The following is a 26137-nucleotide window of genomic DNA, read 5'->3' as shown; positions in this document are numbered from 1 at the left end:
AATATCCCCCGAAGGAATGATGCGCGTGGTGATGGCTACCTAAGGCCAGGGTGACGTTGGTAAGGTGAAGCTGTGATCTAGATCAGGTTTATGCCCAAGTCAGCCTTAACGCAATGCTCAGGGCTTTAAAACATCTGCCGCTGGCCCGGCAATGGGTATGGGGAATAGGGCTGCTAGCGCTAAGTCTAGGAGGCTGTCAACCTGACTTAGCCACTAGAGCCCTGAGTCCCCTAGAGCCGGGCCTGACAGTGGCTGGGCTGAGCCAGGTAACCCCCCAAGACCTGGCCTTGCCGCCGCAGATACCTCGGCCCGAGCCCGTTACAGTTTGGGAGCATCTACAGCAGGCCGATGAGCAACTCTACGTCGTGCTACTGCGCCACGCGATCGCTCCTGGCACGGGCGATCCGGTGGGTTTTCGTCTCGGTGACTGTGCCACCCAGCGCAATCTATCGGCGGCGGGGCAAGACCAGGCCCGCCGCATTGGGGCCGCCTTTCGCCAGCGACAAATTTCAGTTGTGCAGGTGCTGTCTAGCAGCTGGTGTCGATCGCTAGACACGGCCAGACTCATGGATCTAGGGCCAGTAGAACCCTTTGCGCCCATCGACTCGTTTTTTCGCGATCGCGGCACCGAAGCCCAGCAGACCGCCCAGGTACAAGACTACCTGCGCCGTCAACCCAACCGAGGGGTAATCGTCATGGTGACTCACCAGGTCAACATCACTGCCTTGACGGGTGTAGTACCGGGCTCTGGGCAAGCCGTCGTGGTGACCCTTGATGAAGGCGGCAATCTGGCTCAGGTGGGTCTGTTGGAAGCGGGGGAGTGAAGGCCAAAGTTTGCGGCTTAAACCGATCTAATACCAAATCCAAGTCAGACAACCCCGATTCATAATCCAGGAACCCCGTAGGGGCGTAGCATGCTACGCCCCTACAAATCGGGGGTATTCGTTCAGGATTCAGTATAAACACCACCAGCCCAGGGGTAGCTATGGCGCGACAGCTATAAACCAATGAACATAAAAAAAGGAAGGAGCCATGCTCCTTCCTAGGGTTCAACCCAATTAAGGGGACAGATCAAAGCCGATCTTAGGCTTCTTCAAGGCGAGCGTAGAACACGCCCTGCACCTTGATATCGACTGGCTCAGCAGTACCCATGTCGGTGTCAGAAGGCTGCTCAGCTTCAAAGGTGCCGCCAATCTCACCGGTAACGCCATCGATTTTAGACACGCGCAACGAGATATGGCCTTGGCCAATGTCAAACGCTTTCATGTTTTCCTTGGCGTACTCTTCGCTATCGCCACTGCCGGGCAGAGCCACAGCCGTATCGTAGCCGGTGGCCAAACCGCGACCTTTGGGGTCAAGGAAGTTAGAGGTCCGGTAGGACGGTACCTTGTAGTCTCCCTCAAAGTCGGTGGAGGTGGTCAGAGCGTTTTGCCCTGGCTGAGAAGTCGCCTGCAAGCCCTTGACCGTAAACAGGAAAGGCTCCTGCTGGCCACCGGGCAGCTGTACGGTGATAGCCTGAAAATCCATGCCGCCGGTCTCAGAGAAGAGCAGGCTACCATCGGAGTTGAGGGACAAGTCGCCGCGCACCTGATCTAGGCTGGAGGTGTAACGGGTTAGCACCTTACCAGGCACATAGCTGGCCTCTTGGCGCTTAGAGGCTTCTTCTTTGACGAAGTAAGCCGTAGGTTCGATGCACATACCTACCAGCTGATAGGTCTTGCCATCTTCTAGGGCAATGCTGCCCCGAGTCATTTCAGAAAGCTGGGGACATTTGTTGGCCAGACCAGTGTTTCGAATCTGGTCGTAGGTCAAAGGCACACTACTGGTGGCACTGGGCGCTTCGCTACAGGCTGTCAGTACACTCAGGCAGATGGCCAAGAACGCAACTAAGAGGGCGCGATACCTCATGGTCTACCTCAAAATTAATATGTAAAAGATGCTGTCAGACTACTCAAATAATGCGACAGCCGGTGGCTCTGGACTGCTATGGCGCTGGCCAGAATAGCCCTGGCACGATCGTGAGCGATCGGAGTAATCTGCTCGTTAGCCCGGCAGCGACGCTGGGCTTGCCCTCAGCCAGTAGAGCCTCAAGTAAGCATTCTACATGGCTCTGGGCCTCTTTCCTAGAATCTCCAAGGTGCAGAGCAGAGGAAGCCGTCTTAGACAGAGGCGATCGCAGAATTAGCCTGGGGCTGTTACCGTACCGGAGCTTTACAAATTCTTGGAAATGCCTTTATTAATAGGCAGCTAGCATTAAGCTATTTAACAAATTCCATACCTACCCCATGGCCGACTACCCTCCCACCGATCGCACCACTAACCTACCGGAGGATTTAGATCAGATATCTCAGCTCATTGACCAGGCGGCGATCAAGCGCAAGGCAGCCAGTACCGATTTATTAGCGCTGCTACGTCTGCTAGAACAGCACCACCGCGATATTTGTGAAACGCTGTTCTACGATGCCCTGCCCGACAACCGTCAGCACCTATACGCCATGCTCAGGGATATCGAAATCAACGGCGGCTGGCCCTACATTCAGCGCATGAAGCTGCAAGCGCTGCTGGCGAACCTGCCCGACTTAGATGTAGATAACCTGTTCACCCTCCCTGTGGCACCGTTGGAAGACGATGATTTTCTTGGTGAAAGTAAGTAACCCCTGAGCTGTCTTCGCTAGCCGGCGGTAATTTCTTCAGCGACTGATTATTGGCTGAACTCTGGCTGAGCCCTGGCTGAAATCAATAACCGTGATAAGTTAAGCCAGTTTCGCTATGATGTCTGGCCTCAGGGTACCAGATGGAGCCAACGCTAAATACTGCCAACTACCCCAGTCTATTTTTAGACCCCAAACGCTAGCTTAAACGTCGGTACGCTACACCATTTCAATCTATGGCCAGTCATTTGTTGAACGCCAGGTTTCGTGCGTCGGTACAGCGATTAGTCCAGCCATGGCTGGTGCCAGGCTTGGCCCTAGCTGCTGGGCTGATGACTTTAGGGGTAGTGCCACTGGGGAGCATGGGGCAGGCGATCGCCCTCAATGCCTACTGTCAGGTCACCCAAGAGGCGGCCCAAACTAAAGAAAACCTGCGCAAGGCCGCCCTCACGGGTGATGCGGCAGCTCAACAGCAGTATGAGGCGATGGTGCGTCAGCACACCGAAGCTCTGCGCCAGTGCCGCAGCCGCAACTGGCCTCAGCGGCAGGCGGTGTGGGTGCGCCTGTATCCCTGTGATTTGCAACCGGGTATTTTAGATGCCCTCTTCGATCGCATCGTCAACCTGGGCTACAACGAAGTCTATGTCGAAGTATTCTACGGTGGCCAAGTGCTGCTGCCCCAGGCCGACAACCCGACGGTGTGGCCCTCCGTCGTACGAACCGCCGGTTATGAGCGCCGCGACCTGTTTGCTGAAGCCTTAGCCAAGGGCCGCCAGCGAGGCATGCGGGTCGATGCCTGGCTGTTTGCGCTCAACTTTGGCTATTCCTACGGGTTAAGAACCGATCGCGAGCAGGTGCTGGCTCTCAACGGGCGCGGCCAGACCACCTATAGCTTCGCCAAGTCGGGCGCTTCTAGCAACCCTGACGAGGTGTTTGTCGACCCCTATCACCCCCAGGCCCAGGCCGACTATAGCCGCCTGCTCGGGGCTGTGACGCGGCGGCAGCCCGATGGGGTGCTGTTTGACTATGTCCGCTACCCCCGTGGGGTGGGGCCAAACTCGGTGGCCGATAGCGTTGATGACCTGTGGATCTACGGCCAGGCCTCTCGCGATGCCCTATTTCGCCGAGCGTTTAACCAGCAGGGGCTGGAGCTGATCCGCCGCTACATTAGCCGTGGGCACCTAGTCGACCGCGACATTCAAGAGGTGCGCGATCTCTTTCCCAACGAACCCGAGCCTCTGTGGCAGAGCCGCACCCCCGCGCCGGCCTTGCAAAACGGACAGGCTCCACCCTCTCCTGCCAGTCTGCGCCCCCGACTGCAGGCCGAGCTGTGGCAGCTGAGTGTGGCCCATGCCGTGCAGGGAGTGATTGATTTTGTCAAGGTAGCTGGCGAACAGGTACAGCGTGCTGGTATTCAGTCGGGGGCGGTATTTTTCCCAGAGGGCAACCAGACCGTGGGCACTGGCGGCTACGACTCGCGCCTGCAATACTGGGAGCGCTTCCCCACCTGGATGACCTGGCACCCCATGGCCTACGCCGTGTGTGGCAATACGGGCTGTATTTTAGACGGGGTGCGCCGAGTGCAGAGCATGGTTCCGGCTGGCACGTCGCCCACGGTGACCCCAGCGTTGGCGGGCATTTGGGGCCAGGCGACTTACAATCGCCCTGCCCTAGAAACCCAGATGGAAGCGCTGCGGCGCTCCAACCCGGAAATCACCTCAGTTAGCCACTTTGCCTACTCCTGGCAAGACCCCGAGTTTGACCGAGTGAGAAAGTTCTGCTCGCTATAACCCCCAATGGAAGAGACACAGTCGCCCGCTGGCCCCGTTACTCTGGTAATTTCAGAGGTGATTGATCCCAGCCAAGCGGCTACCTACGAAGCCTGGACCAAAGGCATCAACCGCGAGGCCCGACAGTTTGACGGGTTTTTGGGAGTTGATATCATTCGGCCTCGCGACCACGACTATCCAGAGTATGTGGTGATCGTCAAGTTCGACACCTATGAGCACTTGCGCCGTTGGATTAGATCACCCACCTACCGAGCCTGGATGGCTCAGTCGCACGGGCTGATTGCGGCGCGATCGCAACAGCACCTGCCCAGCGGCCTTGAGATTTGGTTCACGCTACCCAACAGCCATACCGATTTGCGATCGCCTCTGTCATCACCGCCTTACTACAAACAGGTGATCTTGGGAGTATTGGCAGTCTACCCTCTAATTTTGCTGGCCAATGGGCTGCTAGGCTCCCTGTTGGGAGGGCTACATCCCCTGGTGAGCTTGTTTATTTCGGTGATTTTTGTGTCGGCTTTGCTGACGTACCCCGTCATGCCTTGGCTAAGCAAGGGGCTAGAATTTTGGCTCTACCCCAAGGCAAGGCGACCCTAGCCAGGGCTGCCTTGCCCATACCAACGGTTGACATCTACGGTCAGCGTCAATCGCTAGGCGCGTTTTCCTCCAAAAGCTGAAGAATGCGGCGCAGCGGAATCGTGACCTTTGAAGACTGATTGTTGAGCTTGCGGCCCAGGTCGTGAATGGCACGCTCGATCATGTAGTTGTTCAGCAGTACCTCTAGCTCCTGCTGACTCTGGGGCAGAAAGCTGTCGCGGGTAGCGGTGAACAGATAGGCCTGAATAAAGGTGGTGCTGACCCAGCGATACCAAAACTCGGCCCATTGCTGCATTTGCTGCCGCTGCTCAGGCTGGCTCATGCCGGCTTCCATTTCGCTATCTAGGGCTGTGTGAAGCGCGTAGTAAAACGATTGCAGCATGCCCGCCACATCGCGCAGGGGCGATCGCTTCATGCGGCGCTCGTTGAGACTGCGGGCGGGGTCACCCTCCAAGTCGATGATAAAAAAGTCTTTGCCGGTGTAGAGCACCTGCCCCAGATGGTAATCGCCGTGGCAGCGAATGCGTCGCGCCGTAATTTTTTGGTTGAGCACGAGCTGAAATCGCTGCAAGCAGGCCTCTTGCTGGTCTAACACCGCCGTCGCCAGCGATCGCGTCTCGGGGGGAAACGCACCCAGACGATTTTTTAACAGCAGAAACACCTGCCCAGTTAGGTTGCGGCTGTGCTGGTAGATCGATCGCTGGTAAAGCGAGGTAAATGGTTCTGGGGCAAAGGATGGCGTGTCGACATCAACCGCCAGGGCAATGTGAAATTCAGCGGTGCGCTGCCCCAAGAGCTGCATGTTGGCCAGATAGCTGTTAATGGCCTTACAGGCCGGAATTTGCGACGGCACCGAGGGCAGTGGGCAGGAGGGAATTGGGAAAAATGCCTCGGTCAGAGTATCGCCGTCGGGGCTGGCCTCGGCTGGCTTGAGCGCGACGGGTGAACCACTGGGCATGGGCGCTTCGGCAATGTTCGACTGGTCCATCACGACGAGGTCGAAGTAGTCGCGCAAATGGTCGAGGGTGTAGTCCCAGGCAATGCGGGTATCGGGAATAAACTCTTGCAGCAGGCCAATGGTAATCGGTTCTGCCGAGGCACGATGGTAGGTCAGTGTGCCTGCGATCGAAGGCACATTGGCAAATTTTTGGTGCTGATCTAAAAAGCGACGCACTTCAATGTCAGGATGCTGGCCTTCCTCGACTTTTTGAAACAGCTTGAGAATTAAGCGGTTTTCAGCGGCGACACTGCCGGGTTGGGCGTAGGCGATCGACATGTTGTTGTGGGACCCGCGCAGCAACGACGGCTCAAGCGGCAGATCGCCGTTGCTCCCGTAGTTGAGCGAGTCGGCAGTGTCACTGCTGATCAGCTCGCTAAATAGGGCCGTAGTGCTGGCTGCCAGAGTGCCAGCGGCATTCTGGAAAACTCGGTTTTGGGCCATGCCCGCTAGCAGAGTGCTGAGGAAGGCTTTGTCGGCGATCGCATCAAACAGTACCGCTACCCCGTCGCTATTCACCTGCTTGAGCCGGGCCACCACCGACTGCGGCGCTTCAGACAGCAGGTGCAGCGCCCGCTCACCCTCGGCTACCGCCAAGAACATCACATAGGTATGCGGGTTGCCCTCAATGTAATCGACGTGCAGTTCCACCATCTGGGCCTGCCTATCACCGTAGGGAATGGCGATCGCCTCAATTAGGCGAGTGGTTTGCACCGTTCGCGTTCTGCCGCCAAACCAGCGGTGGCGAGTTAGGTAAAGGGGAAGCAGGTTCTCTAGACTCTGCACAAAACTGCGCCGCTGGGTCAGCTGCGAGGTCGTAAAGGCCTCAGACAAGGCCCCATCGAGGGCCAGGGTAGGCAGATCGGCTTGGGGTTGCGCTGCTGCGACCGACACCGTCTGCGGCTTCAGCATAAACCAATACACCGCGTAGGCTCCAATGCTGAGGAAGTAGGGCTCCTCGTCAATGGGCGGAAACTCGGTGCGACCAAAAATTTCTACCGGCACCCAGCCCTTCAGCGCCGATAGCTCTAGCTCGACGGTCTGCACAAAGCGCGACAAGTTGGCGACCACCAGAATGTGCTCGTCTTCGTAGGTCCGGGTAAAGGCCAGTACCTTACGATTGTCGGGATGCAAAATTTGAAAGTCGCCCAGGCCCAGGGCCGGGAAATGGTTGCGTACGGCAATCAACCGCTTGGTAGCGTTGAGCAGTGAGCTGGGGTTGGCCCGCTGGGCCTCAACGTTGACCGTGGCGTAGTGGTATTCGGCATCGACAATTAAAGGCAAGTAGAGCCGCTGGGGGCTGGCGTTGCTAAAGCCCGCATTGCGGTCAAAGCTCCATTGCATGGGGGTGCGCACCCCATTGCGATCGCCCACGTAGACGTTGTCGCCCATGCCGATTTCGTCGCCGTAGTAGAGCACAGGGGTGCCGGGCAGCGACAGCAGCAGACTGTTGAGCAGCTCAATCTGGCGGCGATCGTTGCCCAGCAGTGGCGCTAACCGCCGCCGAATGCCCAAGTTCACCCGCATTTCGGGGTCTTGGGCATAGACCCGATACATAAAATCGCGGTCTTCATCGGTGACCATTTCTAGCGTTAGCTCGTCGTGGTTGCGCAAAAACAGACCCCACTGGCAGTTGTCAGGAATTGCTGGGGTTTGCTGCAAGATGTCTGCGATCGGAAAGCTATCCTCCATGCGCAGGGCCATGAACAGCCGGGGCATGAGGGGAAAGTGAAAATTCATGTGGCATTCGTCGCCATCACCGTAGTAGGCGGCGGCATCCTCGGGCCACTGGTTGGCCTCGGCCAGCAGCATGCGGTTGGGAAACTTTTCGTCTACATGCTTGCGCAGCCGTTTTAGAAATGCGTGGGTTTCGGGCAAGTTTTCGCAGTTGGTGCCCTCGCGCTCATACAGGTAGGGCACGGCATCCATGCGCAGGCCATCGACCCCCATCTCCAGCCAAAAGTCTAGAACGTCAAACACCGCCTGCTGCACCGCCGGATTGTCGTAGTTTAAATCGGGCTGGTGAGAGTAAAAGCGGTGCCAAAAGTAGGCATTGGCTACCGAATCCCAGGTCCAGTTGGAGGTTTCAAAATCTTGGAAAATGATCCGAGCTTCCTGGTATTTTTCGTAGGTGTCGCTCCAGACATAAAAATCGCGCTCGGGACTGCCCTTGGGCGATCGCCGGGCGCGTTGAAACCAGGGGTGCTGATCGGATGTGTGGTTGACAATCAGCTCGATGATGACGCGAATTCCCCGCTGGTGGGCCGCAGTCAGCAGCTCTTTGAAGTCGTCTAATGTTCCATAGATGGGGTTGACATCCATATAGTCGGCAATGTCGTAGCCATCGTCGCGCAGGGGTGACGGAAAAAAGGGCAGCAGCCAAATCGCCGTTACCCCAAGGTCTTGAAGATAATCCAGTTTGCCGGTGAGCCCACGGAAGTCGCCAATGCCATCGCTGTTGCTGTCGGCAAAGGCCCGCACTGGCACTTCGTAGATGATGGCATTCTTAAACCACAGGGGATCATTCTTCAAAATCACTCGTCCAGCCATACGCAATGTCCGCCATCACGCTAGCGAAAATTGTCTACTTCATCATCGTCCTAAGGTAAGAGCGGCGGTGCGATCGCGGGCTTAAGATCTGCTCAAAGCCTCGTTTGTAGGGCCTATTCTGCTGCCTGGCTGGTTGGATAGGCTACTGTCTGGCTATCTCCTACCCCTTAGAGGGATGCAGATCGGCAACCTTTTCTTTTATGAATGGCAGTGCCGATTGTCTACAAATGCAGTTCTTAATTAAAGCGGGCCTACTAGGGCGATTTTTGGAAAACTTTCTCCCTCATGGTGGGCAGTGCCCACCTACGGTGGCTACAGTCTCCGGATATTGCGGGAAGCTTCTTTTCTAGAAAGCTCCTAAGCTCGATCGGCCAGACTGATTAAATCAATCTCGATTAACCACCTCCTATGAGCTTTCAACGTGCCAGCGGCGTTTTGCTGCATCCCACTTCTTTACCCAGCCGCTTTGGCATTGGCGATCTGGGGCAGGCTGCCTACGCCTTTGTCGATTTTTTGGCCAAGAGTGGTCAAACGCTGTGGCAGGTTTTGCCCCTCGGCCCCACTGGCTACGAGCATTCGCCCTACATCATGAATTTCAGCACCTTTGCCGGCAACCCGCTGCTGATCGATCTAGAGCAGTTGGCAAAGGAAGGCTGGCTTGAGGCCAGTGACCTTACCCCCTTGAACGATGGGAACCCCGAGCAGGTCGATTTTGAGCAAGTCATTGCTCACAAAACCCAGTTCCTTAAGCGGGCTCACGAACGATTTTTTGCCGCGCCTCAGGCCGAACCCCAGGCTAAATTTGCCCGGTTTTGTCAAGAGCAGGCCTCATGGCTCGACGACTTTGTGCTGTTTATGGCCCTGCTGGAGGCTAACGACGGCAAAAGCTGGAATTTTTGGGAACCGGCGATCGCCCGCCGCGAGCCAGAGGCTCTGCAAGCTCAGCGCGATCGGCTAAATGCTCAGATTCAGTATCACCAATTTGTCCAGTTCAAATTTTTTGAGCAGTGGCAGCGACTGCGTCACTATGCCAACGAGAAAAACATCAAAATTGTTGGCGATATTTCTATCTATGTATGCCACAACAGCTCAGACGTGTGGGCCGACCCAGAATTGTTTAAGCTCGATGCCAACACCTTTGAGCCGGCCTTTATTGCTGGGGTGCCGCCCGATTACTTTAGCGCCACGGGCCAGCTGTGGGGTAACCCGGTTTACAACTGGGAACAGGCCGAAAAAACGGGCTTTGCCTGGTGGATTAAGCGCTTTCAGGTGACCTTGCAGTACGTCGATATTGTGCGGGTTGACCACTTTCGAGGCTTTGAGGCCTACTGGCAGGTGCCAGCGGGAGAAGAGACCGCCATCAATGGCGAATGGATTGCTGCCCCTGGTGAAACGTTCTTTAAGGCGCTCGAACAAGCGCTGGGAACGCTGCCGATTATGGCCGAAGATCTAGGAATTATTACCCCCGAAGTGGACGCTTTGCGCCAGCAGTTCGACTTTCCAGGCATGCGAATTTTGATGTTTGCCTTTGGCGACGACCCCAACAACGCCTATCTACCCCACAACTACACGAGCAACACCGTGGTTTACCCCGGCACCCACGACAACGACACGGCTATTGGCTGGTGGCAGCAGGCCAGCGATACCGAGAAACAATTTTTGGCCCGTTATTTTGGCTACGACTCGCCAGCAGAAATCACCGATATCAACTGGCTGCTGATTCGGGCAGCGCTGGCCTCAGTAGCCGATCTGGCGGTAATTCCGCTGCAAGATCTCTTAGATTTAGACGGGCGATCGCGCATGAACGACCCCAGCCGCAATGATGGCAACTGGCGCTGGCGCTATCGCAGTTCTGACCTACTCACCCAGGCCCTGAGCGATCGCCTGCGCGAGCTCACCCAACTCTATAGCCGGTAAGCGCTATGAAAATGGATTTCAGCACCATTTTGGATCAAAAGCGCGACAGAATTATTGAGCTATGGATTAATGCCGTCTTTGACGATCAGCAGATTGAGGCCACCAACGAACTCACCTTCAAAGCGGTGCGCGATAGCTTGCCCAGGGTGCTAGAGTCGCTGGCTGCCATGTTGGCCGATAGTGAGCTCGAAAACTTTGAAATCATTGATGAGGCTAGCCTGGAGCATGGTCTAATTCGGGCTGAGCAGGGGTTTGAACCGGCAGAAATTGCGCGGGAATATCGTCTGCTGCGATCGGTTGTTTTCTCAGAGCTAGAGGCCGACCTGGTGCAGGCCGCGCCCAAGGATGTGCTGTGGGCCATTCGGTTAATTGATACGGTGATTGACGAGGCGATCGCCCGTTGCTTTGACAGCTATACCCAAAGTCGCATGGAAGAGCTAGACCAGCTCAGAGCCCAAATGCAGCTGACCAACCAAGAACTCACCCGTTTGGTGCGGGCTAGCCACGACAATATGTCAAAGCTAACCCACGAGCTCAAAACGCCGCTAACGTCGATTATTGGCTATGCCGACCTGTTTCTGCGCCAGCAGCAGCAGGCCGAAATTAAAGATTCCTATGTCCATCTCGAAAGTATTGAGCGGGTGTTGCGCAGTGGGCGGCTATTGCTGCGGCTGATTAACGACACGCTCCAACTGCAAAAGAGCGATGGCCAAATTAAGCTCAAAATCGGGACGATTGAGCCGCAAGAGCTGATTCGGTCGGTGATTGAAATTGTTGAACCCCTAGCGCGAAATAAGGGATTGGAGTTAAGGGTAGCGTGCGATCGCATTCCCCCCACCGTGCAAACCGATCCCTTGCGCCTCCAGCAAATCCTTACTAACCTGCTGAGCAATGCGATTCGCTACACCGAGAGCGGCTATGTGGCGATCGCAGCAGAGACCCTCAGCGATAATCGCTGGTCCATTACGGTGCGCGACAGCGGCATTGGCATGGCTCAGGCCGAGCAGAACTATATTTTTGAGCCCTACTATCGGGTCAGCTCTAGTTCTACCGCTGAGACCGATCAGGGCACCGGCCTAGGCCTAGCGATCGTGGCTCAGCTTGTCAATTTGATGCAGGGCGAAATTGCCGTGTCATCGCAACCTGGGCAAGGTTCAACCTTTACGGTGATTTTGCCCACCCACCCGCCCGCTGTTGAGCCAGCGATCGTCGCCGAAACCACAGAACAGGAATCATCAACCTCGCTCTAGGTCAGCTGCCAAACCTATGGCAACCTCAATGGTAGGTTTCCCTCGCCCAATTCTGGTCCCCAGAGACCTCTGGTGCTTTTGCATAGGCATCAGGCCAACAGGCGATTTACCGCATCGTTGTATTCCTGGTAAGACTTGATGCCGGTTAGGGTCTCACACCGTTCACCGTCTTTAAAGAACATTACCGCCGGAATGCCCTTCAGCCCAAATCGTTTGGTAATTTGCCGATTGGCATCAAAGTCAATCTTTCTAACCATGACCGAATCGTCATAGGCCTCAGCTAGTTTATTGATCGACGGCATCACCTGTTTGCAAGAGCCGCACCAAGACGCCATACAATCGACCACCAGCAAAGGTTCACTGGCTAGCAACGCATCGAGTTCGGCCTCATCACGAATCAATTTAGCGGCACCGGTGTCTTCTTCGCCCAGCTGGGCCAAGGCGCTGGCGACCTCCGCAAACGACAGGCTGGCGTTGATCGTGGCGAGCTGCGATCGCTGCTGATAGTACTCAATCAACGGCTCTAACGACTGCTGAGAGCTCTCTAAGCGGTCTCGGATGGCCGAAATTGGCGGCTTTTCGCTGCTTTCGTTTAAGACTCGGATGATCAAAAACTCCGTTGGTGCTTTGAGATAGGCCACCGTCGCTGGTGGCTGCCCCACCGCTGCCCACCACTGATCAAACGCCTGAGCCTGGGCCAGCGTGCGCGGAAACCCCTCTAGCACCCAGCCTTTGAGCATGGTGTCAGGCTGCTCAAACCGCTTGCGGATTAGCTTCATGGCCAATACATCGGGTACCAGCTCGCCTGAGTCTACATAGGTGCGGGCCTCAAGGCCGATGGCTGTCTCGGCGGCGATCGCCCCACGCACGAGATCTCCCATAACCACATGGGGCACCTGCCACTGGTTTGCGAGGGCCGCTGCCTGGGTGTTTACCCCCACCCCAGGCAGCCCTAAAAGGATCAGTTGCTTAGGCTTCATAGAACGGCACTACCTGCTCCCACTGTATGTGGGTAGGATAGCAAAGGGCTTTGCCTATGCCTATTAGCTGGGTGCGATCGCGTCTGCACTGTTACAAACACCCCTGGCAAAGCTACCGCCATGGGCTCTAGGGCCGGTGTTATTCAGATGCCTGACCGTCGCGCCGACCCAACTCATACACGCCACAGCCGATTGCAGAAATGACACCCAGGCTGACGGCCCAGCTGCCCCCCAGTGACAGAGTCAGGCCGTAGTGAGTTAGGCCCCCAAACCCTAAAAACGGCACTACGCTCAAGAGTGATGCCGCTGGAGAATCTGCTCCCAGCCAGCCTTCTAGAGCTGAAATGAGCCGATCGCTCAAGGGTGAAAAACCCCAGTAAAACGCGATCGCCCATAGAGCGCTGCCAGCAATCGTGGCCGTATCAAAATCAACGGGCAAAGATGACAAGATAATTACCGAAATCAGGCCACAAAAATCGCCAAACTATAGCCTGCGCCTAGAGGGGGTCGCGATCGGGGCGGTAGTCAGGCCGAGGCGGCGGCGGACCGGGGTCGAGGCGGTAGCGATCGTTGTATTCGCTGCGGCTTTTGGGGGGGCGACGGCGACGAACGCGATCGTCGCCGGGGCGAGGGCCACTGCCGTAGTAGGGAGGGCCGTCAGGGCCATCCATGGGCGGGCGACCGTCGGGAGGACGATTGTCCATAGGGCGGCTGTCTAAGGGGCGACCGTCTAGAGGGCGATCCATCGGGCCGTCATCGCGGCGCATTGGCCGACCATCGCCATAGACATCGGCGTTGTAGGGGGGGCGACCACCGGGCTCTTCACGACCTCCCAGCATGGGGCGGGGCCGGTTGTAGCGATCGTCGGGGCCGTAGTCGCGGCGGTCGAGCTCAGCGCGTAGGTTAGTGCGATCGGGGCCGTAGGCAGGGGGGCGCACACCCCGACTGGGGGGACGATAACCGCCGCCGCCGTAGTCACCGCCATCGAGCGGGCCAGGGCGCGCTGCCAACGGTGTTCTGGAGTTGATGTTTTGAATCATCAGCGACACCAGCATGCCCACCATCAGCATCTGCTGAAATGAGGGGATGATGTCCATCGTCAGGTTGCCGAGCAAAAACACCCCTGACAGCAAAAACAGAATGGCGTAAACCTTATCGGAGTCGCGCTCGTAGCCCGGCTTGAGCCGATCTAGAAAGAACAGGGCCACGCCGCAAATCACCATAAAGATGCCCAGCAGCAGGGGGACGGGGGTACCAAAATTCACGGCAAATTCCTCTTAGGCGATCGCCTCTGCCAACCGAACACGTTAATTCTAGCCGACTTAACGAAAAAATCGGGAACCCACTGGGCGCTCCCGACTGCAAAGTTGCTAGGTTGTGCCCCCCGACCTAGGCCAATGGGCACAACCCTTGGCCTACTGGCGCTGAATTTTGTCGCGCTGGCTCACAAACACCAAGAAGACGGTGGCGGGGACGACGATGATCACAGCCCCGGCAAGCAGGCTCAGCAAGAAGTTAGTTAAAGACGGTGTCATATCCTTTGATCCTGATAACGATTGAAACCGATTGTTACTGATCATTATTGATCAAGTTACGCCTGCTGCACCACAGCCAAACCTCGCTGCCCCAAGATTTTTGCCATCGAACCCCCTCAATCGTTGGGGTAAAGCCACCAGAGCATAGAGAATGCGGTGGGGAAAGCTTTAGAATTGTATCTACTGCAACGGCGTATTTTGGAGGAACCCATGGCCACCACTCAAGTGCTGAATCTAGGCGTGGGCCTGCTGCTGGGGTTGATGACCCTATTATTTATCTTTCGCATTGTGCTCAGCTGGTACCCCCAGGCCAACCTCTCTAAGCTGCCGTTTGCTTTGATAGCCTGGCCGACTGAGCCGTTGCTGGTGCCCGTGCGTAAGCTGGTCCCCCCGATTGGTGGCGTCGATATCGCCCCGGTGATCTGGGTGGGCATTGTCACCCTGCTGCGCGAGATTTTGGTAGGCCAGCAGGGCCTATTGCGAATGCTGGGTTAGCCGTACTCGCCAGGCTATACGGTCTTAGGTTTCGGGTATCAGGGATCGGGTTCAAGGTAGACCTGATGCCTGATAGCCCATAACTCGTTCCTCACCTATCCCCTTTGCCTGACCGCCAACTAGGATGGCGGTTTTCAGGGCGTCGCCATCATCTCAGCGACAAAGTTGGTGTAGACATCGCCGCTGAGAAAGTTGGCGTTTTCTAACACCTTTTGGTGAAAGCCAATGGTGGTGGGCAACCCGGTGATAGCGCACTCCCGCAGGGCGCGGCGCATGCGGCGAATGGCGGTAGGGCGGTCTGGCCCCCAGACAATCAGCTTGCCCACCAGCGAGTCGTAGTAGGGCGGAATTTCGTAGTCGGTATAGACGTGGGAATCCATTCGCACGCCCATGCCGCCGGGGGCTAGGTAGCCGCTAATGCGGCCAGGGTTGGGGCGAAAGTTGTGATCGGGGTCTTCGGCGTTGATGCGGCACTCAATGGCGTGACCACGAATTTGAATCTCAGACTGGGTAAAGGGCAGCTTTTCGCCCTGGGCAATGAGCAGCTGGGCCGCAATCAGGTCGATACCGGTGATCATTTCGGTGACCGGGTGCTCGACCTGAATGCGAGTGTTCATCTCCATGAAGTAGAAGTTGCCCTGGCCATCGACCAGAAACTCTACGGTGCCTGCGCCTACGTAGTTAATGGACTGGGCCGCCAGCACCGCTGCCGCGCCCATTTTCTCCCGTTGCTCTGCGGTCAGCCGGGGGCTGGGAGCTTCCTCTAAAAGCTTTTGGTGGCGGCGCTGAATCGAGCAGTCGCGCTCGCCCAGGTGCACCACGTTACCGTGGCTGTCGGCCAAGATCTGAAACTCGATATGGCGGGGGCGATCGATAAACTTCTCCATGTAGACGCCACCGTTGCCAAAGGCGGCCTGGGCCTCGCCCTGGGCCGCCATAAAGGCTTTGATTAGCTCGACCTCGCTGTTGACCAGACGCATGCCGCGTCCGCCGCCCCCGGCGGTGGCTTTGATCATCACGGGGTAGCCGATTTCGCTGGCCACCTTATAGGCTTCGGTCTCGTCGTTGAGCAGGCCGCCGCTACCGGGCACTGTGGGCACGCCCACCTTCTGCATCGTGTCTTTCGCCGTCGATTTGTCACCCATTCTCCGAATCGAGTCGGGGGAGGGGCCGACAAAGACGATCTGGTGGTCGGCACAGATCTCGGCAAAGCGGGCGTTTTCAGCTAAGAACCCGTAGCCGGGGTGAATGGCGCTGGCGTTGCGGGTGAGCGCGGCGGCGATGATATTGGGAATGTTGAGGTAGCTTTTTTGGCTGGGGGCTTCGCCAATGCACACCGCTTCGTCGGCCAACTGCACGTGGAGGGCGTGACGATCGACGGTGGAGTGAACCGCAACGGTGGCTATGCCCATTTCTTCGCAGGTACGGAGGATGCGCAGCGCAATTTCTCCCCGGTTAGCAATCAAAATCTTAGAAAAGCGCATGTACGTAGGGCAAATAGCAACAGACCATTGAGGGGTTTGGGGTTTAGCAGTCTAGCTAAGCAACCCCAGCCCACTGCCGCAACCGACCATAACCAGCATCATACGACGGTTGCTGATCGTATCACGGTGGTGGAGTGATAAATATTGCCGAGTTGGTTCTGACAATTGCACCATTATGGTTTACTCTTATATATCTGAGCTTGTGCATGACGGTGAGCTTCCCTCAGCTGCGCCTAATGTTAGTACGGTTCAGAACACACCAGCGGATGTGGTGGAATTGGTAGACACGCACGCTTGAGGGGCGTGTGGCTTACGCTGTGCGAGTTCGAGTCTCGCCATCCGCATTGTTTTAAGTCGGCTAGATCGAGTTAATGGCCTTTAGGCAAGTTGGTCCTTGTCTTGGGTTGGTGAATAGCAAAGAACCAGACGCCGTTGAGGCGTCTGGTTCTTTGCAAAAGGATTTATAGCCGTAGTCACTTGGGTTAGGACATCCAGAAACCTTAGAAACGTTCTTAGGAGATTTCTAGAAAAGCAGATCCCCGCTGTATCTGGCGACTGTAGCCACCGTAGGTTGGGCACTGCCCACCATTAGGGAGAAAGTTGTCCAGAAATCGCCTTAGGGAAAATGTCTTAACCGGACTGGCTACAGCTATAAATCAGTAAGGGCCGATCGCGAGGGTGATTTATAGAATGCTCTGCCCACAGAAAGATTCCTTCACGCTCAATCGGTAAAGATGGCGGTTTCGAGTTGTTGAAGGGCGACGTCTAAATCGTCGTTGACAATCTGCCGGTCAAACTCGGCGGCGGCGTCAATTTCGACTCGGGCACGCTGGAGTCGTCGTGCGATCGCATCGTCGGCATCTTTACCCCGCAGACGAATGCGGCTTTCTAGCTCTTCCAGCGAAGGGGGCAAGACAAACAACTGAAGCGCGTGGGGGAAGGTTTCTCGCACCTGGCGGGCTCCCTCTAGTTCAATTTCTAAAATCACCCAATACCCGGCTTCGATGTCTCTGAGCACGGGGGTCTTAGGGGTGCCGTAGAGGTTGCCAGCAAACTCAGCCCATTCGAGCAGTTCGCCCTGCTCAACCATCGACTTAAAGGCGTCGCGGCTAACAAAAAAGTAGTCTTGGCCATCGACTTCGCCGGGGCGGGGCGATCGCGTGGTAGCCGACACCGACAGCTTGAGGGCCGGGTAGCGATGGCGCAGGGCCTGTAGCAGCGTACCCTTGCCCACTCCACTAGGGCCGGTAAACACGATCACGCGGCCGAGGCGAGGTGAGGCCAGCTCAGCCTCAGTGTCGAGGGTAAGCGTGTCTAGCGGGGTAGGAGAACTGACGGTCATGGCGGCGGCGCAGGTGTACAACAAAGATTCTCTATTCTAATTAACCCTACACGCCTACTCCACCTGTGCCACAGAATCTACGCTTAAGCACTAACCAACGAGTAGTCTGCCAAGTCAAAGGTGACAGGTTTCAGGTTTCAGGTTCATGGCAGACCTGAAACCTGGAACCTGACTCCCTCAGTTTGGTCACGTACTAGGCCTTAAGCCTCGGCGAGGTCAAATAGCACCGTGGTCATGTAGCGATCGGCCCAGGCTTGGCCAAAGGCTTTTTCGAGCACCCGGCGGGTTTTATCGTTTTTTTGCTGTTGTTCGCAGTAGTGGCGCTGGCCCGCCAGAATGTGCTCTCTCTGGCCTGGGGTAGCCGGGGTGGCGATCGCCTGTTGGCAGTGCAGCGCTAGGTAGGTAACAATCAGCCCTACAAAGGCCTCCTCCTCTTCAGGGCTGGTGGGGCGAATAAACCGGCAGTAAGGCGAAAATATCGTTCCCCAACCGGGTAGATCGCGTTCTTCGGCAAAGCTCTGGGATGGCAAAGCCTCTAGGGCCTCACTATAGCCCTCGGGCAGTGCTCCTGTTACCGGCGACAGGTCAATAATGGCCGCGCTAATTTGCCCGCGTCCCCCCACCAGGTCGCAGCCAAACATGGGTAAGTCGTACTCGGGGCGGGGAAACATCACACAGTGCAGAATGTCGAGGTTAGCTCCTACCCGCGCCAGTTCTAGGTGCAGCTTGCGAAACTGGGGGGTCTGGTAGCACTGGTTCTCAATGGTGAGGCGTTCGCCCTCTAGGCGACCCTCAATGTAGCCCAGGTCGTCTGGCAGGCTGTAGGGCGACAGGTCTAGGTACTGTTGCCAAGTAGCTTCGATCCGATCGGCAAGACCCCGAATCATCGGGTGTTGCTGCTCGCGGAGGGAGGTAGGAACTGGGGTTGCCATGACACCCAAAGTAATAAAAATTAGACTCCCAGCATACCAGCCTCAGCGGGCGTACTAGACTTCTCTAGGGTTCACCCGGCTACAATTTGTTGTAAGGGTAATCAACTGTTTTTAAGGTGTCACCGCTGTGAAGCTAACCGACTGGCTCAACCTGGCTGCCCTGGGCATTGCCCTCGTTATCCTGTGGCAATTTCGCCAGATTGTGTTGCTAATTTTTGCGGCGGTGGTGATTACCATTGCCCTCAATAGCCTAGTGCGATTTTTCTCACGGGTCTATGGCTGGCCTCGGCAGCGATCGGTGTTGGTTACGGCGGCCTTGGTGCTTTTAGGGGGAGTCATCTTTCTGGGGTTGGTGCTGCCGCTGTTTGTCAGTCAGTTTCAGCAACTGCTGCTGTTGACCCCCAAAGGGTTTGACCGCCTAGGAGAATGGTTCGACGCGTTTCAAGCCAGCCCCCCCGATTGGTTTCCCGATCAAGATTTGCGGCTGTTGCCGGCCCTGCCCGACCTACTGCGTCAGGCCACGTCGATTGGCTCTACGGTATTTGGCAATTTTCTAACTTTCTTTTCAAGCTCGGTGGCCATTTTATTGCAGCTGTTGCTGCTGCTGGTGCTCACCCTGATGATGCTGGCCAACCCCACGGCCTACCGACAGTTGCTGCTGAGGATGTTTCCATCGAGCTACCGCCGTCGGGCCGACGAAATTTTGACTAAGTGCGAACGATCGCTGATGTTTTGGCTGGGGGGAGTTGCCTTAAACTCGATGTTTGTGGCGATGATTAGCTTTACTGGGCTGGTTTTGCTGAAGGTGCCCTACGCCTTTGCCCATGCTGTGCTGGCGGGGTTGTTTAACTTCATTCCTAACCTGGGGCCGGCCCTGAGTGCGGTGTTTCCGGTGTTTGTGGCGCTATTGCAGTCGCCGGGCACGGCCTTGGCGGTAATTGTGCTCTACGTGTTGATTCAAAACGTAGAGAGCTACTGGTTTGCGCCCATGGTGATGCAGAAGCAGGTGGCGCTGTTGCCTGCTGCTACGCTGATTTCTCAGATCTTTTTTGCCACGTTTCTAGGGCCACTGGGGCTAGTGCTGGCCCTGCCTCTGGCTGTAGTCTGCAAAACCTGGATTGAAGAAGCTTGGATTGTTGATGTGTTAGATAAACCGACCGACTATCAGCTCAGCCTTGATGTTGAGACTGAGACGGTAATGCCCCCAGATTATGAGTTATCGCAGAGTGAATCCTGAGGGCGGCTTGAGCCACAGGTACCGCTGCTTTCCAGGGCAGGCGACGGGACAGTTAAAGGTTTAGAATCTCATCCTGTTTGGCGTCAGTTCTACGCTAGCTCAGGCCCGTACTGCTCACGGTGACTGGGCGCGGGCTTCATAAATTTCCTGTGAAAATCCCGAGCCATTGCTAGTCATTACTTCTGCTGACTGCCTACAGTTTGTAAGTAACTGCACGTGACCTATGAAATCGGAACATCCATTGGCTCATAGTGCCTGCCTGTCGGATGAAATGCTTGTGGTGGCCGACGGCGATCGCGACGGCTCATGGCAGGTGACAGAAATCTCGGGGTGCAGGTACTGTTTGCCTGGGGGCCGGCCTAAGGGATGTGAATGTGGAGCGGTCGTACTATGAAAACTGTATGGTTGCCTGAGGTTGCGTCCAGTGAGCAGAGTGGATGATACGTTGAATCCCATGGTGTCGGTCGTTATTCCGGTGTTTAACGACGGCGATCGGCTGAAAGATTGTCTGGCGGCTCTGGCCCGTCAAACCTATCCGGTGACTCGTTACGAAATTGTTGTGGTCGATAATGGCTCTGATCAGGTCGATGGGGTCAAGGCTGCGATCGCCCCTTACCGCAACGCCACCCTAGCTTTTGAAGCCACACCCGGATCCTACGCGGCTCGAAACCGGGGGTTGGCGGTAGCGGTGGGCGACGTGATTGCGTTTACCGATGCCGATTGTATTCCGGCTGACGATTGGCTCCAGCGTGGGGTAGAACAGTTGCAGCACATGCCCCAGCCTGGTCAGGTGGTGGGCAGAGTAGAGGTGTTTTTTGCCAACCCCGCCTACCTAACCCCAGTGGATTTATACGAAAGTATTACAGCGTTTCCCCAAGAACTGCTGCTGCAACAGTTTCATGGCGGGGCTACAGCCAATATGTTGACCTGGCGATGTGTGTTTGACCGGGTGGGTCTGTTTAACGCACAGCTCAAGTCCCACGGAGATCTGGAATGGGGGCAGCGGGTGTATAGCCAGGGGTATCCCCAGTGCTATGCCGAGGCAGCGGTGGTGCTGCACCCCACCCGATCGTCGTTTAGAGAGCTAATTAAACGGACGCAGCGTCTGACCGGGGGACGCTACGCCCTTCATCTCAGGCAGGCTGAAACCCTGGGGCAGCGCCAGGTAGTGTTTCTCAAGGCGCTAGGGCAAAACTTGATACCGCCGGTTGCCTTTGCGGTGAATGCTCTGTTTGACCGCCGGTTGCAGGGCCTAGGGCAAAAGCTGAAAGTGACGTTAGTGATGGTGCTAGTGCGCTATGTTAGCGCGGTTGAAATTGTGAGGTTAAAACTGGGCGGCACGGCCTGTCGAGATTAAAAACTGGTTTAGACCAGTGTTGACCTGTAGAAAAAATTGCGTACCTGTTTTATGGCTATCTATCGACAGACTGCTTCCCAGAACTTAAACTTTACTGCTTCTCAAAAATATTGTCAGCAACGGCCTGTTACCCCAACGTCTATACCTTCTACCTAGCTTCGGTATCAGGGGCATTTGTATTTCGCATATCGCATATTTGTACTTCCCTAAGATTAGCCGAGTTCTACAGCCATGCAACTCACTCATACTCAACAAAAATTCTTATTTTTGCTTAGTATCACGGTCCTCTATTTAGCTCTAATAGCCTGGCTAGATGGGCTCAGAGGGCCTTACTGGTGGGATGAAGAAACCTTCTGGGACACCAGCCTATCTTTTAGCGATCGCCTTCTGCCTAGCTTGAGTGATCTGAGGGATTATAAGGAGCTTAATACTCCGTTACCCTTTATACTTTTCGGTTTATTAGAATACTTGTTCGGTCAAGGAATCTGGGCTGGTCGGTTATTCAACCTGGTGCTATCGATCGCGATGGTATTTATCATTGGTTGGCCGACTAAAGACAAAGGTGGGCGAGCCATTGTATGCCTGATTGGTCTCTTCCTCTGTCCCTACTATCTATGGCTAAGCGGGCGACTTTACACCGAGATGCTCGCCTGCTTTTGGGTTCTACTGGGTACGATGGGCTATGTTCGCAATCGGTCTGGCTGGAGCTGTTTAGCCTTTATTTTGGCGATTGCGACTCGGCAATATATGGTTGCCTTTCCAGCGGCGATCGCAACCTACGAATTGATCAGGGCCACCTCTAGAGTAAGGCAGACTAATCGCATTGATTGGCCTGCCCAAAGGCACTGGATTTTGCCCTTAGTGGCGTCTTGTTCCCTATTTTTCTGGTTTTATCTCTTCCAGGGGCTGGCCCCCGAAATGGCTTTGGAGATCAGGTCTGCCCCTGATGTGCAACAAACTATCTGGGGAGTAGAGCTAGGGGGAGCAATTCACTACCTCTCCTTCATCGGTCTTTATATTGTTATTCCAGAATTTATCTTGTTCAATCCCCGCGCTCACCTGCGCGCTTTAAGTCATCAATGGGATCAGCAAAAGTATAGAGTTGGCATCCTTGCCTTGGGCCTACTATTATTTATGCTGGTCTTTCCACCCCAAGAATTGGCCAGCGGCAATGTCAAGAAACTGGCAGAAATGCTACCTTATAGCGTCCTAAGCTGGGGGTTTTACTACATCCTGTCTCTGCTGACCTGTGTGCGGTTCGCCAGGCCCAATTTAACGGGCCTTTTGATCCTGTTCAACGCTGTCATTATGGTCAAAGCTCATCCCTGGGATCGCTACGTATTGCCGATGGTGGTAGTGTTTTGGTATTTAAAATCCATTGATCAGGTAGATCACTTTTTGCTGTTCTGGGGGCAGAAAGGCTCAGATCCAGCTCCCCAAAATCCATCTTTTACCGAGCCAATCTAAACCAAAGCCAAGCTGTAAAGGTTTTCCACTGGAAAACTTTCACAGCTTGGCTTGGCCTTGAATTGGGTGAAGCACCGGGTAGAGACAGTATTCCTACCCGAATCGATTCAGCGTCCCGCTGGCTCTAGGCTTCATCTAGAGCAGCGATGCCGGGTAGCTCCTTGCCTTCGAGCAGCTCTAGGCTAGCGCCGCCGCCAGTAGAAATGTGGCTCATTTTCTCAGCCACGCCCACTTTCTCGACTGCTGCCACCGAGTCGCCGCCGCCAATGATGGTGGTGACGCCCTGACCAGTGAGATCGGCCAGGGTGTGGGCGATCGCCTCGGTACCGGCTGCAAACTTGTCAAACTCAAATACGCCCATGGGGCCGTTCCAAATCACCGACTTGCACTGCTTCAGCGCATCTTGGAACACCTTGATCGAGTCGGGGCCAATGTCGAGGCCCATCCAGCCGTCAGGGATCGCTTCGACGCTGACGGTTTGGCTGTTGGCGTCGGGGGCAAAGTTGTCAGCTAGCACCACATCGGTGGGCAGCAGCAGGTCAACGCCTTTTTCCTTGGCCTTGGCTTCGAGCGACTTGGCCAACTCCAGCTTGTCTTCTTCCACCAGTGACTTGCCCACCGCTAGACCGCGTGCCTTGTAGAAGGTGAAGATCATGCCGCCGCCGATCAGCAGTTTGTCAACTTTGTCGAGCAGGGTCTCGATCACGCCAATTTTGCTAGAGACCTTAGAGCCGCCGATGATCGCCGCTAGGGGCTTCTGGGGATTCTCGATCGCCGCCTGTAGATACTGAAGCTCTTTCTCAATCAGGTAGCCCGCCACGGAGGGGCTGAGGTATTTGGTCACCCCCTCGGTAGAGGCGTGGGCGCGGTGAGCCGTGCCAAAGGCATCGTTGACATACAGATCGGCGTTGGCGGCTAGAGCCTTGGCAAATTCGGGGTCGTTGGCCTCTTCACCGGCGTAGAACCGCACGTTTTCGAGCAGAGCCACCTGGCCATTTTCCATTGCACCCACGGCAGCGGCGACCTCATCACCAATGCAGTCGTCGCACTTGATCACCTCTTGGCCAAGCAACTCGCTGAGGCGCTGGGCTACAGGCGTCAGGCGCATGCTCTCGACCACCTGGGCCTTAGGCCGGCCAAAGTGGCTGGTGAGAATGACCTTGGCCCCTTTACCAGTCAGGTCTTGAATGGTGGGCAGGGCAGCCCGGATCCGGGTGTCGTCGGTAATGGCACCCTGGTCGTCAAGGGGCACGTTGAAGTCAGCCCGCACCAATACCCGCTTCCCCGAAAGGTCGGCTGCCGTCAGGCTCGCCACCGATTTTTTAACCACTGTATATACCTCCTAAAACTGGTTTAAGTCTCTGTATTTATTACGTTATGCAGCGCACCGATGGCAGCGGCCCCAACCTTGACTAAGGTAGATTTGGGGAAACGGCCCAGCGACTCTGTCTGTCGTAATAATTACCTAAGGCCGACCTCATTTTACCGGAGTGTGAGTTCCCTTCGATACGCCATGTTCAAGACGGTTTTATTTCCCATCGATATGAGTTCTGAGGCGCAGCAGGCGGCTCCTAAGGTGGCCGAACTGGTCAACACTCACCGGAGTCGGCTAGTTTTGCTGTCGGTGGTAGAGCCTCGCGACGAGGCGAGTCAGCCTTCGGCCCAGTCATCTCCCGAGGCCGTGGCTAAGCTGCTGGGGCAGGCCAAGGCCCTGTTTGCGGCCCAAAGTATTGATACTGAAGTGGTTGAGCGGGAAGGACAGCCCGCCTTTGTGATCTGCGATGTGGCCGATGAACTCAACGCTGACCTGATTGTCATGGGTTGTCGGGGCGTAGGTCTGATCGAAGACGTGCAGAATGAGAGCGTGACCATGCGGGTGATTAACCTGTCGCCCTGCCCCGTGCTGATTATTCCCTAGGGAAAGAGATGGATGGGTAGGTGGGTGGATGAGTGGGTGAGTACATGGGGCGCGGGTAGGGTGGGCACTGCCCACCAAAATCTCCAGCCTCACTCAGATCACCCTGCCCCATTTATCGTCGCAGCCTTCAAAAGTAGCCCGTAGGGTGGGCATAGACTTTAGAAAAATTCCCCCAGCCCCAGTTCCTGACGAACGATCGCCAATGGCTTCTCCCAGTTAAGTTCGGGTGGGTAGGCGATCGCAGCCCTGCCCTTCATTCCCATGCGAAAACCGCGCCCCAGCGCTCGCAGCAGCGGCACCGTCCACAACGGGTTGGTCAGGCTGAGGGGCACAAACGACAGCACAAACACATTCAGCAGATCGCGATACTGTACCAACGTGTAGGCTGCCACGCCAAACTCACCTATCGGTGAGGCATCGAAGCCAGTGTAGATGTGATAGATATCGTGGCTGATGGCGGTGCGCTGGCGCAGCCCTTCGCCAGGGGCCGCATCGGTCGTAAAGACTTGCGGATTAAACCCGTAGCGGAGCATGTGGCGGGCATAGGCTCCGCCCAGGGTATCAGGGGGAAGCTGCACCAGGGTATCGAGATCGACGGCAATCGGGCGATGGGCTAGATGAGCGGCCTGCCGCTCTAGGCGGTTTTCAACCCAGCGCTGCCACTGGCTGTGGCGTCCGGCAGCGAGAATATGCAGAATACCTGCGGCAGGGTTGCCCAAAAAGGTGCGATAGGCCGCCCTGAGTTCTGGCCAGTTGATGCCGTTCAGGGGCAGTCGCTGACGCGGCTTGGCGCAGGGCCGAATGCGGCTGATCATGATGTTTCTCCAGTCAGAAAAGGACGTGAACAAATGCGATCGCGGACAGGGGCAGCCACCCAAAGCTGGCACAATGGAAATGCAACTGAGTGAATATGCAACTTAGTGCATTTAATAATTTCATCCTATGTGCACCTTTGTGCATAGTCAACTGCTTGTATATTTAGTTTTGTGACTTAACCCCATGGCCCTCTCCCACGCGATTCTCTCTGCCCTAACCGATCGCTCCTGTAGCGGTTACGATCTGGCCAAGCAGTTCGACGGTTCGGTGGGCTTCTTCTGGCACGCCAGTCACCAGCAGATCTACCGAGAACTCACCAAGCTTGAAGACCAAGGGCTGGTGACCGCTGAAGCGATCGCCCAGGCGGGCAAACCGGATAAAAAGCTCTATCGCCTGACCGCAGCGGGCCAGACCTACCTTAAAGAGTGGATTGCTCAACCGGCGAAATGCACGCCGACCAAAGACGACCTGCTGGTGAAGCTATTTGTGGGCTACCTGGTGCCCCCTGCTACCATGGCGGCTACCCTTGAGCACGAGCGTGCTCAGCATCAGGCGACATTGGAGGCCTATCGAGACATTGAGCGGACCTATTTCGCCAATCCCGAAGCCATGTCCCTGACGGCGCAGTTTCAATACATCACCCTGCGCAACGGTATTTATTACGAGACGAGCTGGCTCGCCTGGTGCGACGAAACGCTGGTGACGCTTGGTAATGTGCCCGTTGAAGAGGGCGGCGCGTCAATATAACCTCGCCTTTTGACCTTATCCACCCTAGGATTGATGGGTGGGTGGCACGGCAATGTACTCATACCAACTTTTATCTGT

Annotated in this window: 23 protein-coding genes and 1 tRNA gene; 13 read left to right on the top strand and 11 right to left on the bottom strand. The window is 55.9% G+C overall.

Annotation, left to right across the window (positions count from 1 at the left end):
- Positions 1–113: 113 nt before the first annotated feature.
- Positions 114–824, top strand: coding sequence for a hypothetical protein (locus tag RRF56_RS11575; protein WP_317037797.1), 711 nt, complete (start codon positions 114–116; stop codon positions 822–824).
- A 259-nt stretch (positions 825–1083) separates the two neighbouring features.
- Here RRF56_RS11575 and RRF56_RS11570 read toward each other — a convergent pair whose 3' ends face one another.
- Positions 1084–1908, bottom strand: coding sequence for a photosystem II manganese-stabilizing polypeptide (locus RRF56_RS11570; protein ID WP_317037796.1), 825 nt, complete (start codon positions 1906–1908; stop codon positions 1084–1086).
- Between the two features lie 377 nt (positions 1909–2285).
- Between RRF56_RS11570 and RRF56_RS11565 the strand changes: the two genes are divergently transcribed.
- From RRF56_RS11565 to RRF56_RS11555, 3 genes are all read left to right on the top strand, one after another.
- Complete coding sequence (locus tag RRF56_RS11565; protein WP_317037795.1) at positions 2286–2654, top strand: hypothetical protein; 369 nt, start codon at positions 2286–2288, stop codon at positions 2652–2654.
- Positions 2655–2983: 329 nt separating this feature from the next.
- Positions 2984–4441 (top strand): family 10 glycosylhydrolase, encoded by a 1458-nt coding sequence (locus RRF56_RS11560; RefSeq protein ID WP_317037794.1) that lies wholly within the window; start codon positions 2984–2986, stop codon positions 4439–4441.
- A 6-nt stretch (positions 4442–4447) separates the two neighbouring features.
- Positions 4448–5035, top strand: coding sequence for an antibiotic biosynthesis monooxygenase (locus RRF56_RS11555; RefSeq protein WP_317037793.1), 588 nt, complete (start codon positions 4448–4450; stop codon positions 5033–5035).
- Positions 5036–5081: 46 nt separating this feature from the next.
- Here the strand turns inward: RRF56_RS11555 and treS are convergent, their stop codons facing one another.
- Entirely contained in the window at positions 5082–8582 is a 3501-nt protein-coding gene (gene treS / locus RRF56_RS11550) for a maltose alpha-D-glucosyltransferase (protein WP_317037792.1), read from the bottom strand.
- A 408-nt stretch (positions 8583–8990) separates the two neighbouring features.
- Here treS and malQ point away from each other — a divergent pair, with 408 nt between their 5' ends.
- Entirely contained in the window at positions 8991–10499 is a 1509-nt protein-coding gene (gene malQ, locus RRF56_RS11545; RefSeq protein ID WP_317037791.1) for a 4-alpha-glucanotransferase, read from the top strand.
- A 5-nt stretch (positions 10500–10504) separates the two neighbouring features.
- The gene (locus tag RRF56_RS11540; RefSeq protein WP_317037790.1) at positions 10505–11749 is read left to right on the top strand and encodes a HAMP domain-containing sensor histidine kinase; all 1245 of its coding nucleotides are present in this window, start codon (positions 10505–10507) and stop codon (positions 11747–11749) included.
- Between the two features lie 89 nt (positions 11750–11838).
- Here RRF56_RS11540 and RRF56_RS11535 read toward each other — a convergent pair whose 3' ends face one another.
- The 4 genes from RRF56_RS11535 to psbX all read right to left on the bottom strand — a co-directional run bounded on the left by RRF56_RS11535 (position 11839) and on the right by psbX (position 14264).
- The gene (locus tag RRF56_RS11535) at positions 11839–12729 is read right to left on the bottom strand and encodes a nucleoside monophosphate kinase (protein WP_317037789.1); all 891 of its coding nucleotides are present in this window, start codon (positions 12727–12729) and stop codon (positions 11839–11841) included.
- Between the two features lie 139 nt (positions 12730–12868).
- The gene (locus RRF56_RS11530) at positions 12869–13168 is read right to left on the bottom strand and encodes a hypothetical protein (protein ID WP_317037788.1); all 300 of its coding nucleotides are present in this window, start codon (positions 13166–13168) and stop codon (positions 12869–12871) included.
- 58 nt (positions 13169–13226) lie between these two features.
- Complete coding sequence (locus RRF56_RS11525) at positions 13227–13994, bottom strand: Ycf66 family protein (protein WP_317037787.1); 768 nt, start codon at positions 13992–13994, stop codon at positions 13227–13229.
- Positions 13995–14144: 150 nt separating this feature from the next.
- Positions 14145–14264, bottom strand: coding sequence for a photosystem II reaction center X protein (gene psbX, locus RRF56_RS11520; RefSeq protein ID WP_193963519.1), 120 nt, complete (start codon positions 14262–14264; stop codon positions 14145–14147).
- Positions 14265–14474: 210 nt separating this feature from the next.
- Between psbX and RRF56_RS11515 the strand changes: the two genes are divergently transcribed.
- Positions 14475–14759: a YggT family protein gene (locus RRF56_RS11515; RefSeq protein ID WP_317037786.1), complete on the top strand. Its 285-nt coding sequence runs from the start codon at positions 14475–14477 to the stop codon at positions 14757–14759.
- 134 nt (positions 14760–14893) lie between these two features.
- Here the strand turns inward: RRF56_RS11515 and accC are convergent, their stop codons facing one another.
- Entirely contained in the window at positions 14894–16243 is a 1350-nt protein-coding gene (gene accC / locus RRF56_RS11510) for an acetyl-CoA carboxylase biotin carboxylase subunit (RefSeq protein ID WP_317037785.1), read from the bottom strand.
- Positions 16244–16505: 262 nt separating this feature from the next.
- Here accC and RRF56_RS11505 point away from each other — a divergent pair.
- Positions 16506–16587: transfer RNA gene (locus tag RRF56_RS11505), tRNA-Leu, on the top strand.
- Between the two features lie 377 nt (positions 16588–16964).
- On the opposite strand, the gene gmk is transcribed toward RRF56_RS11505, so the two are convergent.
- Positions 16965–17585, bottom strand: a complete 621-nt coding sequence (gene gmk / locus RRF56_RS11500; protein WP_317037784.1) for a guanylate kinase — start codon at positions 17583–17585, stop codon at positions 16965–16967.
- Between the two features lie 200 nt (positions 17586–17785).
- Positions 17786–18517, bottom strand: coding sequence for a phycocyanobilin:ferredoxin oxidoreductase (locus RRF56_RS11495; RefSeq protein ID WP_317037783.1), 732 nt, complete (start codon positions 18515–18517; stop codon positions 17786–17788).
- Positions 18518–18644: 127 nt separating this feature from the next.
- Between RRF56_RS11495 and RRF56_RS11490 the strand changes: the two genes are divergently transcribed.
- From RRF56_RS11490 to RRF56_RS11480, 3 genes are all read left to right on the top strand, one after another.
- Positions 18645–19754 (top strand): AI-2E family transporter, encoded by a 1110-nt coding sequence (locus RRF56_RS11490; RefSeq protein ID WP_317037782.1) that lies wholly within the window; start codon positions 18645–18647, stop codon positions 19752–19754.
- Positions 19755–20208: 454 nt separating this feature from the next.
- Positions 20209–21111: a glycosyltransferase gene (locus RRF56_RS11485; RefSeq protein ID WP_317037781.1), complete on the top strand. Its 903-nt coding sequence runs from the start codon at positions 20209–20211 to the stop codon at positions 21109–21111.
- 231 nt (positions 21112–21342) lie between these two features.
- Entirely contained in the window at positions 21343–22578 is a 1236-nt protein-coding gene (locus RRF56_RS11480; protein ID WP_317037780.1) for a hypothetical protein, read from the top strand.
- A 124-nt stretch (positions 22579–22702) separates the two neighbouring features.
- On the opposite strand, the gene RRF56_RS11475 is transcribed toward RRF56_RS11480, so the two are convergent.
- Positions 22703–23908 (bottom strand): phosphoglycerate kinase, encoded by a 1206-nt coding sequence (locus tag RRF56_RS11475; RefSeq protein WP_317037779.1) that lies wholly within the window; start codon positions 23906–23908, stop codon positions 22703–22705.
- A gap of 183 nt (positions 23909–24091) precedes the next feature.
- On the opposite strand from RRF56_RS11475, the gene RRF56_RS11470 reads away from it, so the two are divergent.
- Entirely contained in the window at positions 24092–24496 is a 405-nt protein-coding gene (locus tag RRF56_RS11470) for a universal stress protein (protein ID WP_317037778.1), read from the top strand.
- A 158-nt stretch (positions 24497–24654) separates the two neighbouring features.
- On the opposite strand, the gene RRF56_RS11465 is transcribed toward RRF56_RS11470, so the two are convergent.
- Entirely contained in the window at positions 24655–25311 is a 657-nt protein-coding gene (locus RRF56_RS11465; protein ID WP_317037777.1) for a Coq4 family protein, read from the bottom strand.
- 184 nt (positions 25312–25495) lie between these two features.
- Between RRF56_RS11465 and RRF56_RS11460 the strand changes: the two genes are divergently transcribed.
- Entirely contained in the window at positions 25496–26059 is a 564-nt protein-coding gene (locus RRF56_RS11460; RefSeq protein WP_317037776.1) for a PadR family transcriptional regulator, read from the top strand.
- Positions 26060–26137 lie beyond the last annotated feature (78 nt).

It is taken from the genome of Nodosilinea sp. E11 (assembly GCF_032813545.1).
GTDB lineage: Bacteria > Cyanobacteriota > Cyanobacteriia > Phormidesmidales > Phormidesmidaceae > Nodosilinea.
The sequence above is the reverse complement of the archived record's forward strand: the minus strand, read 5'-3'. Positions and strand labels throughout refer to the sequence as shown.

Bases quoted from the DNA above. Each gene is read 5' to 3' on its own strand.
- RRF56_RS11575 (WP_317037797.1), top strand. From the start codon at position 114: ATGCTCAGGGCTTTAAAACATCTGCCGCTGGCCCGGCAATGGGTATGG.
- RRF56_RS11570 (WP_317037796.1), bottom strand. From the start codon at position 1,908: ATGAGGTATCGCGCCCTCTTAGTTGCGTTCTTGGCCATCTGCCTGAGT.
- RRF56_RS11565 (WP_317037795.1), top strand. From the start codon at position 2,286: ATGGCCGACTACCCTCCCACCGATCGCACCACTAACCTACCGGAGGAT.
- RRF56_RS11560 (WP_317037794.1), top strand. From the start codon at position 2,984: ATGACTTTAGGGGTAGTGCCACTGGGGAGCATGGGGCAGGCGATCGCC.
- RRF56_RS11555 (WP_317037793.1), top strand. From the start codon at position 4,448: ATGGAAGAGACACAGTCGCCCGCTGGCCCCGTTACTCTGGTAATTTCA.
- treS (WP_317037792.1), bottom strand. From the start codon at position 8,582: ATGGCTGGACGAGTGATTTTGAAGAATGATCCCCTGTGGTTTAAGAAT.
- malQ (WP_317037791.1), top strand. From the start codon at position 8,991: ATGAGCTTTCAACGTGCCAGCGGCGTTTTGCTGCATCCCACTTCTTTA.
- RRF56_RS11540 (WP_317037790.1), top strand. From the start codon at position 10,505: ATGAAAATGGATTTCAGCACCATTTTGGATCAAAAGCGCGACAGAATT.
- RRF56_RS11535 (WP_317037789.1), bottom strand. From the start codon at position 12,729: ATGAAGCCTAAGCAACTGATCCTTTTAGGGCTGCCTGGGGTGGGGGTA.
- psbX (WP_193963519.1), bottom strand. From the start codon at position 14,264: ATGACACCGTCTTTAACTAACTTCTTGCTGAGCCTGCTTGCCGGGGCT.
- RRF56_RS11515 (WP_317037786.1), top strand. From the start codon at position 14,475: ATGGCCACCACTCAAGTGCTGAATCTAGGCGTGGGCCTGCTGCTGGGG.
- accC (WP_317037785.1), bottom strand. From the start codon at position 16,243: ATGCGCTTTTCTAAGATTTTGATTGCTAACCGGGGAGAAATTGCGCTG.
- gmk (WP_317037784.1), bottom strand. From the start codon at position 17,585: ATGACCGTCAGTTCTCCTACCCCGCTAGACACGCTTACCCTCGACACT.
- RRF56_RS11495 (WP_317037783.1), bottom strand. From the start codon at position 18,517: ATGGCAACCCCAGTTCCTACCTCCCTCCGCGAGCAGCAACACCCGATG.
- RRF56_RS11485 (WP_317037781.1), top strand. From the start codon at position 20,209: ATGGTGTCGGTCGTTATTCCGGTGTTTAACGACGGCGATCGGCTGAAA.
- RRF56_RS11480 (WP_317037780.1), top strand. From the start codon at position 21,343: ATGCAACTCACTCATACTCAACAAAAATTCTTATTTTTGCTTAGTATC.
- RRF56_RS11470 (WP_317037778.1), top strand. From the start codon at position 24,092: ATGTTCAAGACGGTTTTATTTCCCATCGATATGAGTTCTGAGGCGCAG.
- RRF56_RS11465 (WP_317037777.1), bottom strand. From the start codon at position 25,311: ATGATCAGCCGCATTCGGCCCTGCGCCAAGCCGCGTCAGCGACTGCCC.
- RRF56_RS11460 (WP_317037776.1), top strand. From the start codon at position 25,496: ATGGCCCTCTCCCACGCGATTCTCTCTGCCCTAACCGATCGCTCCTGT.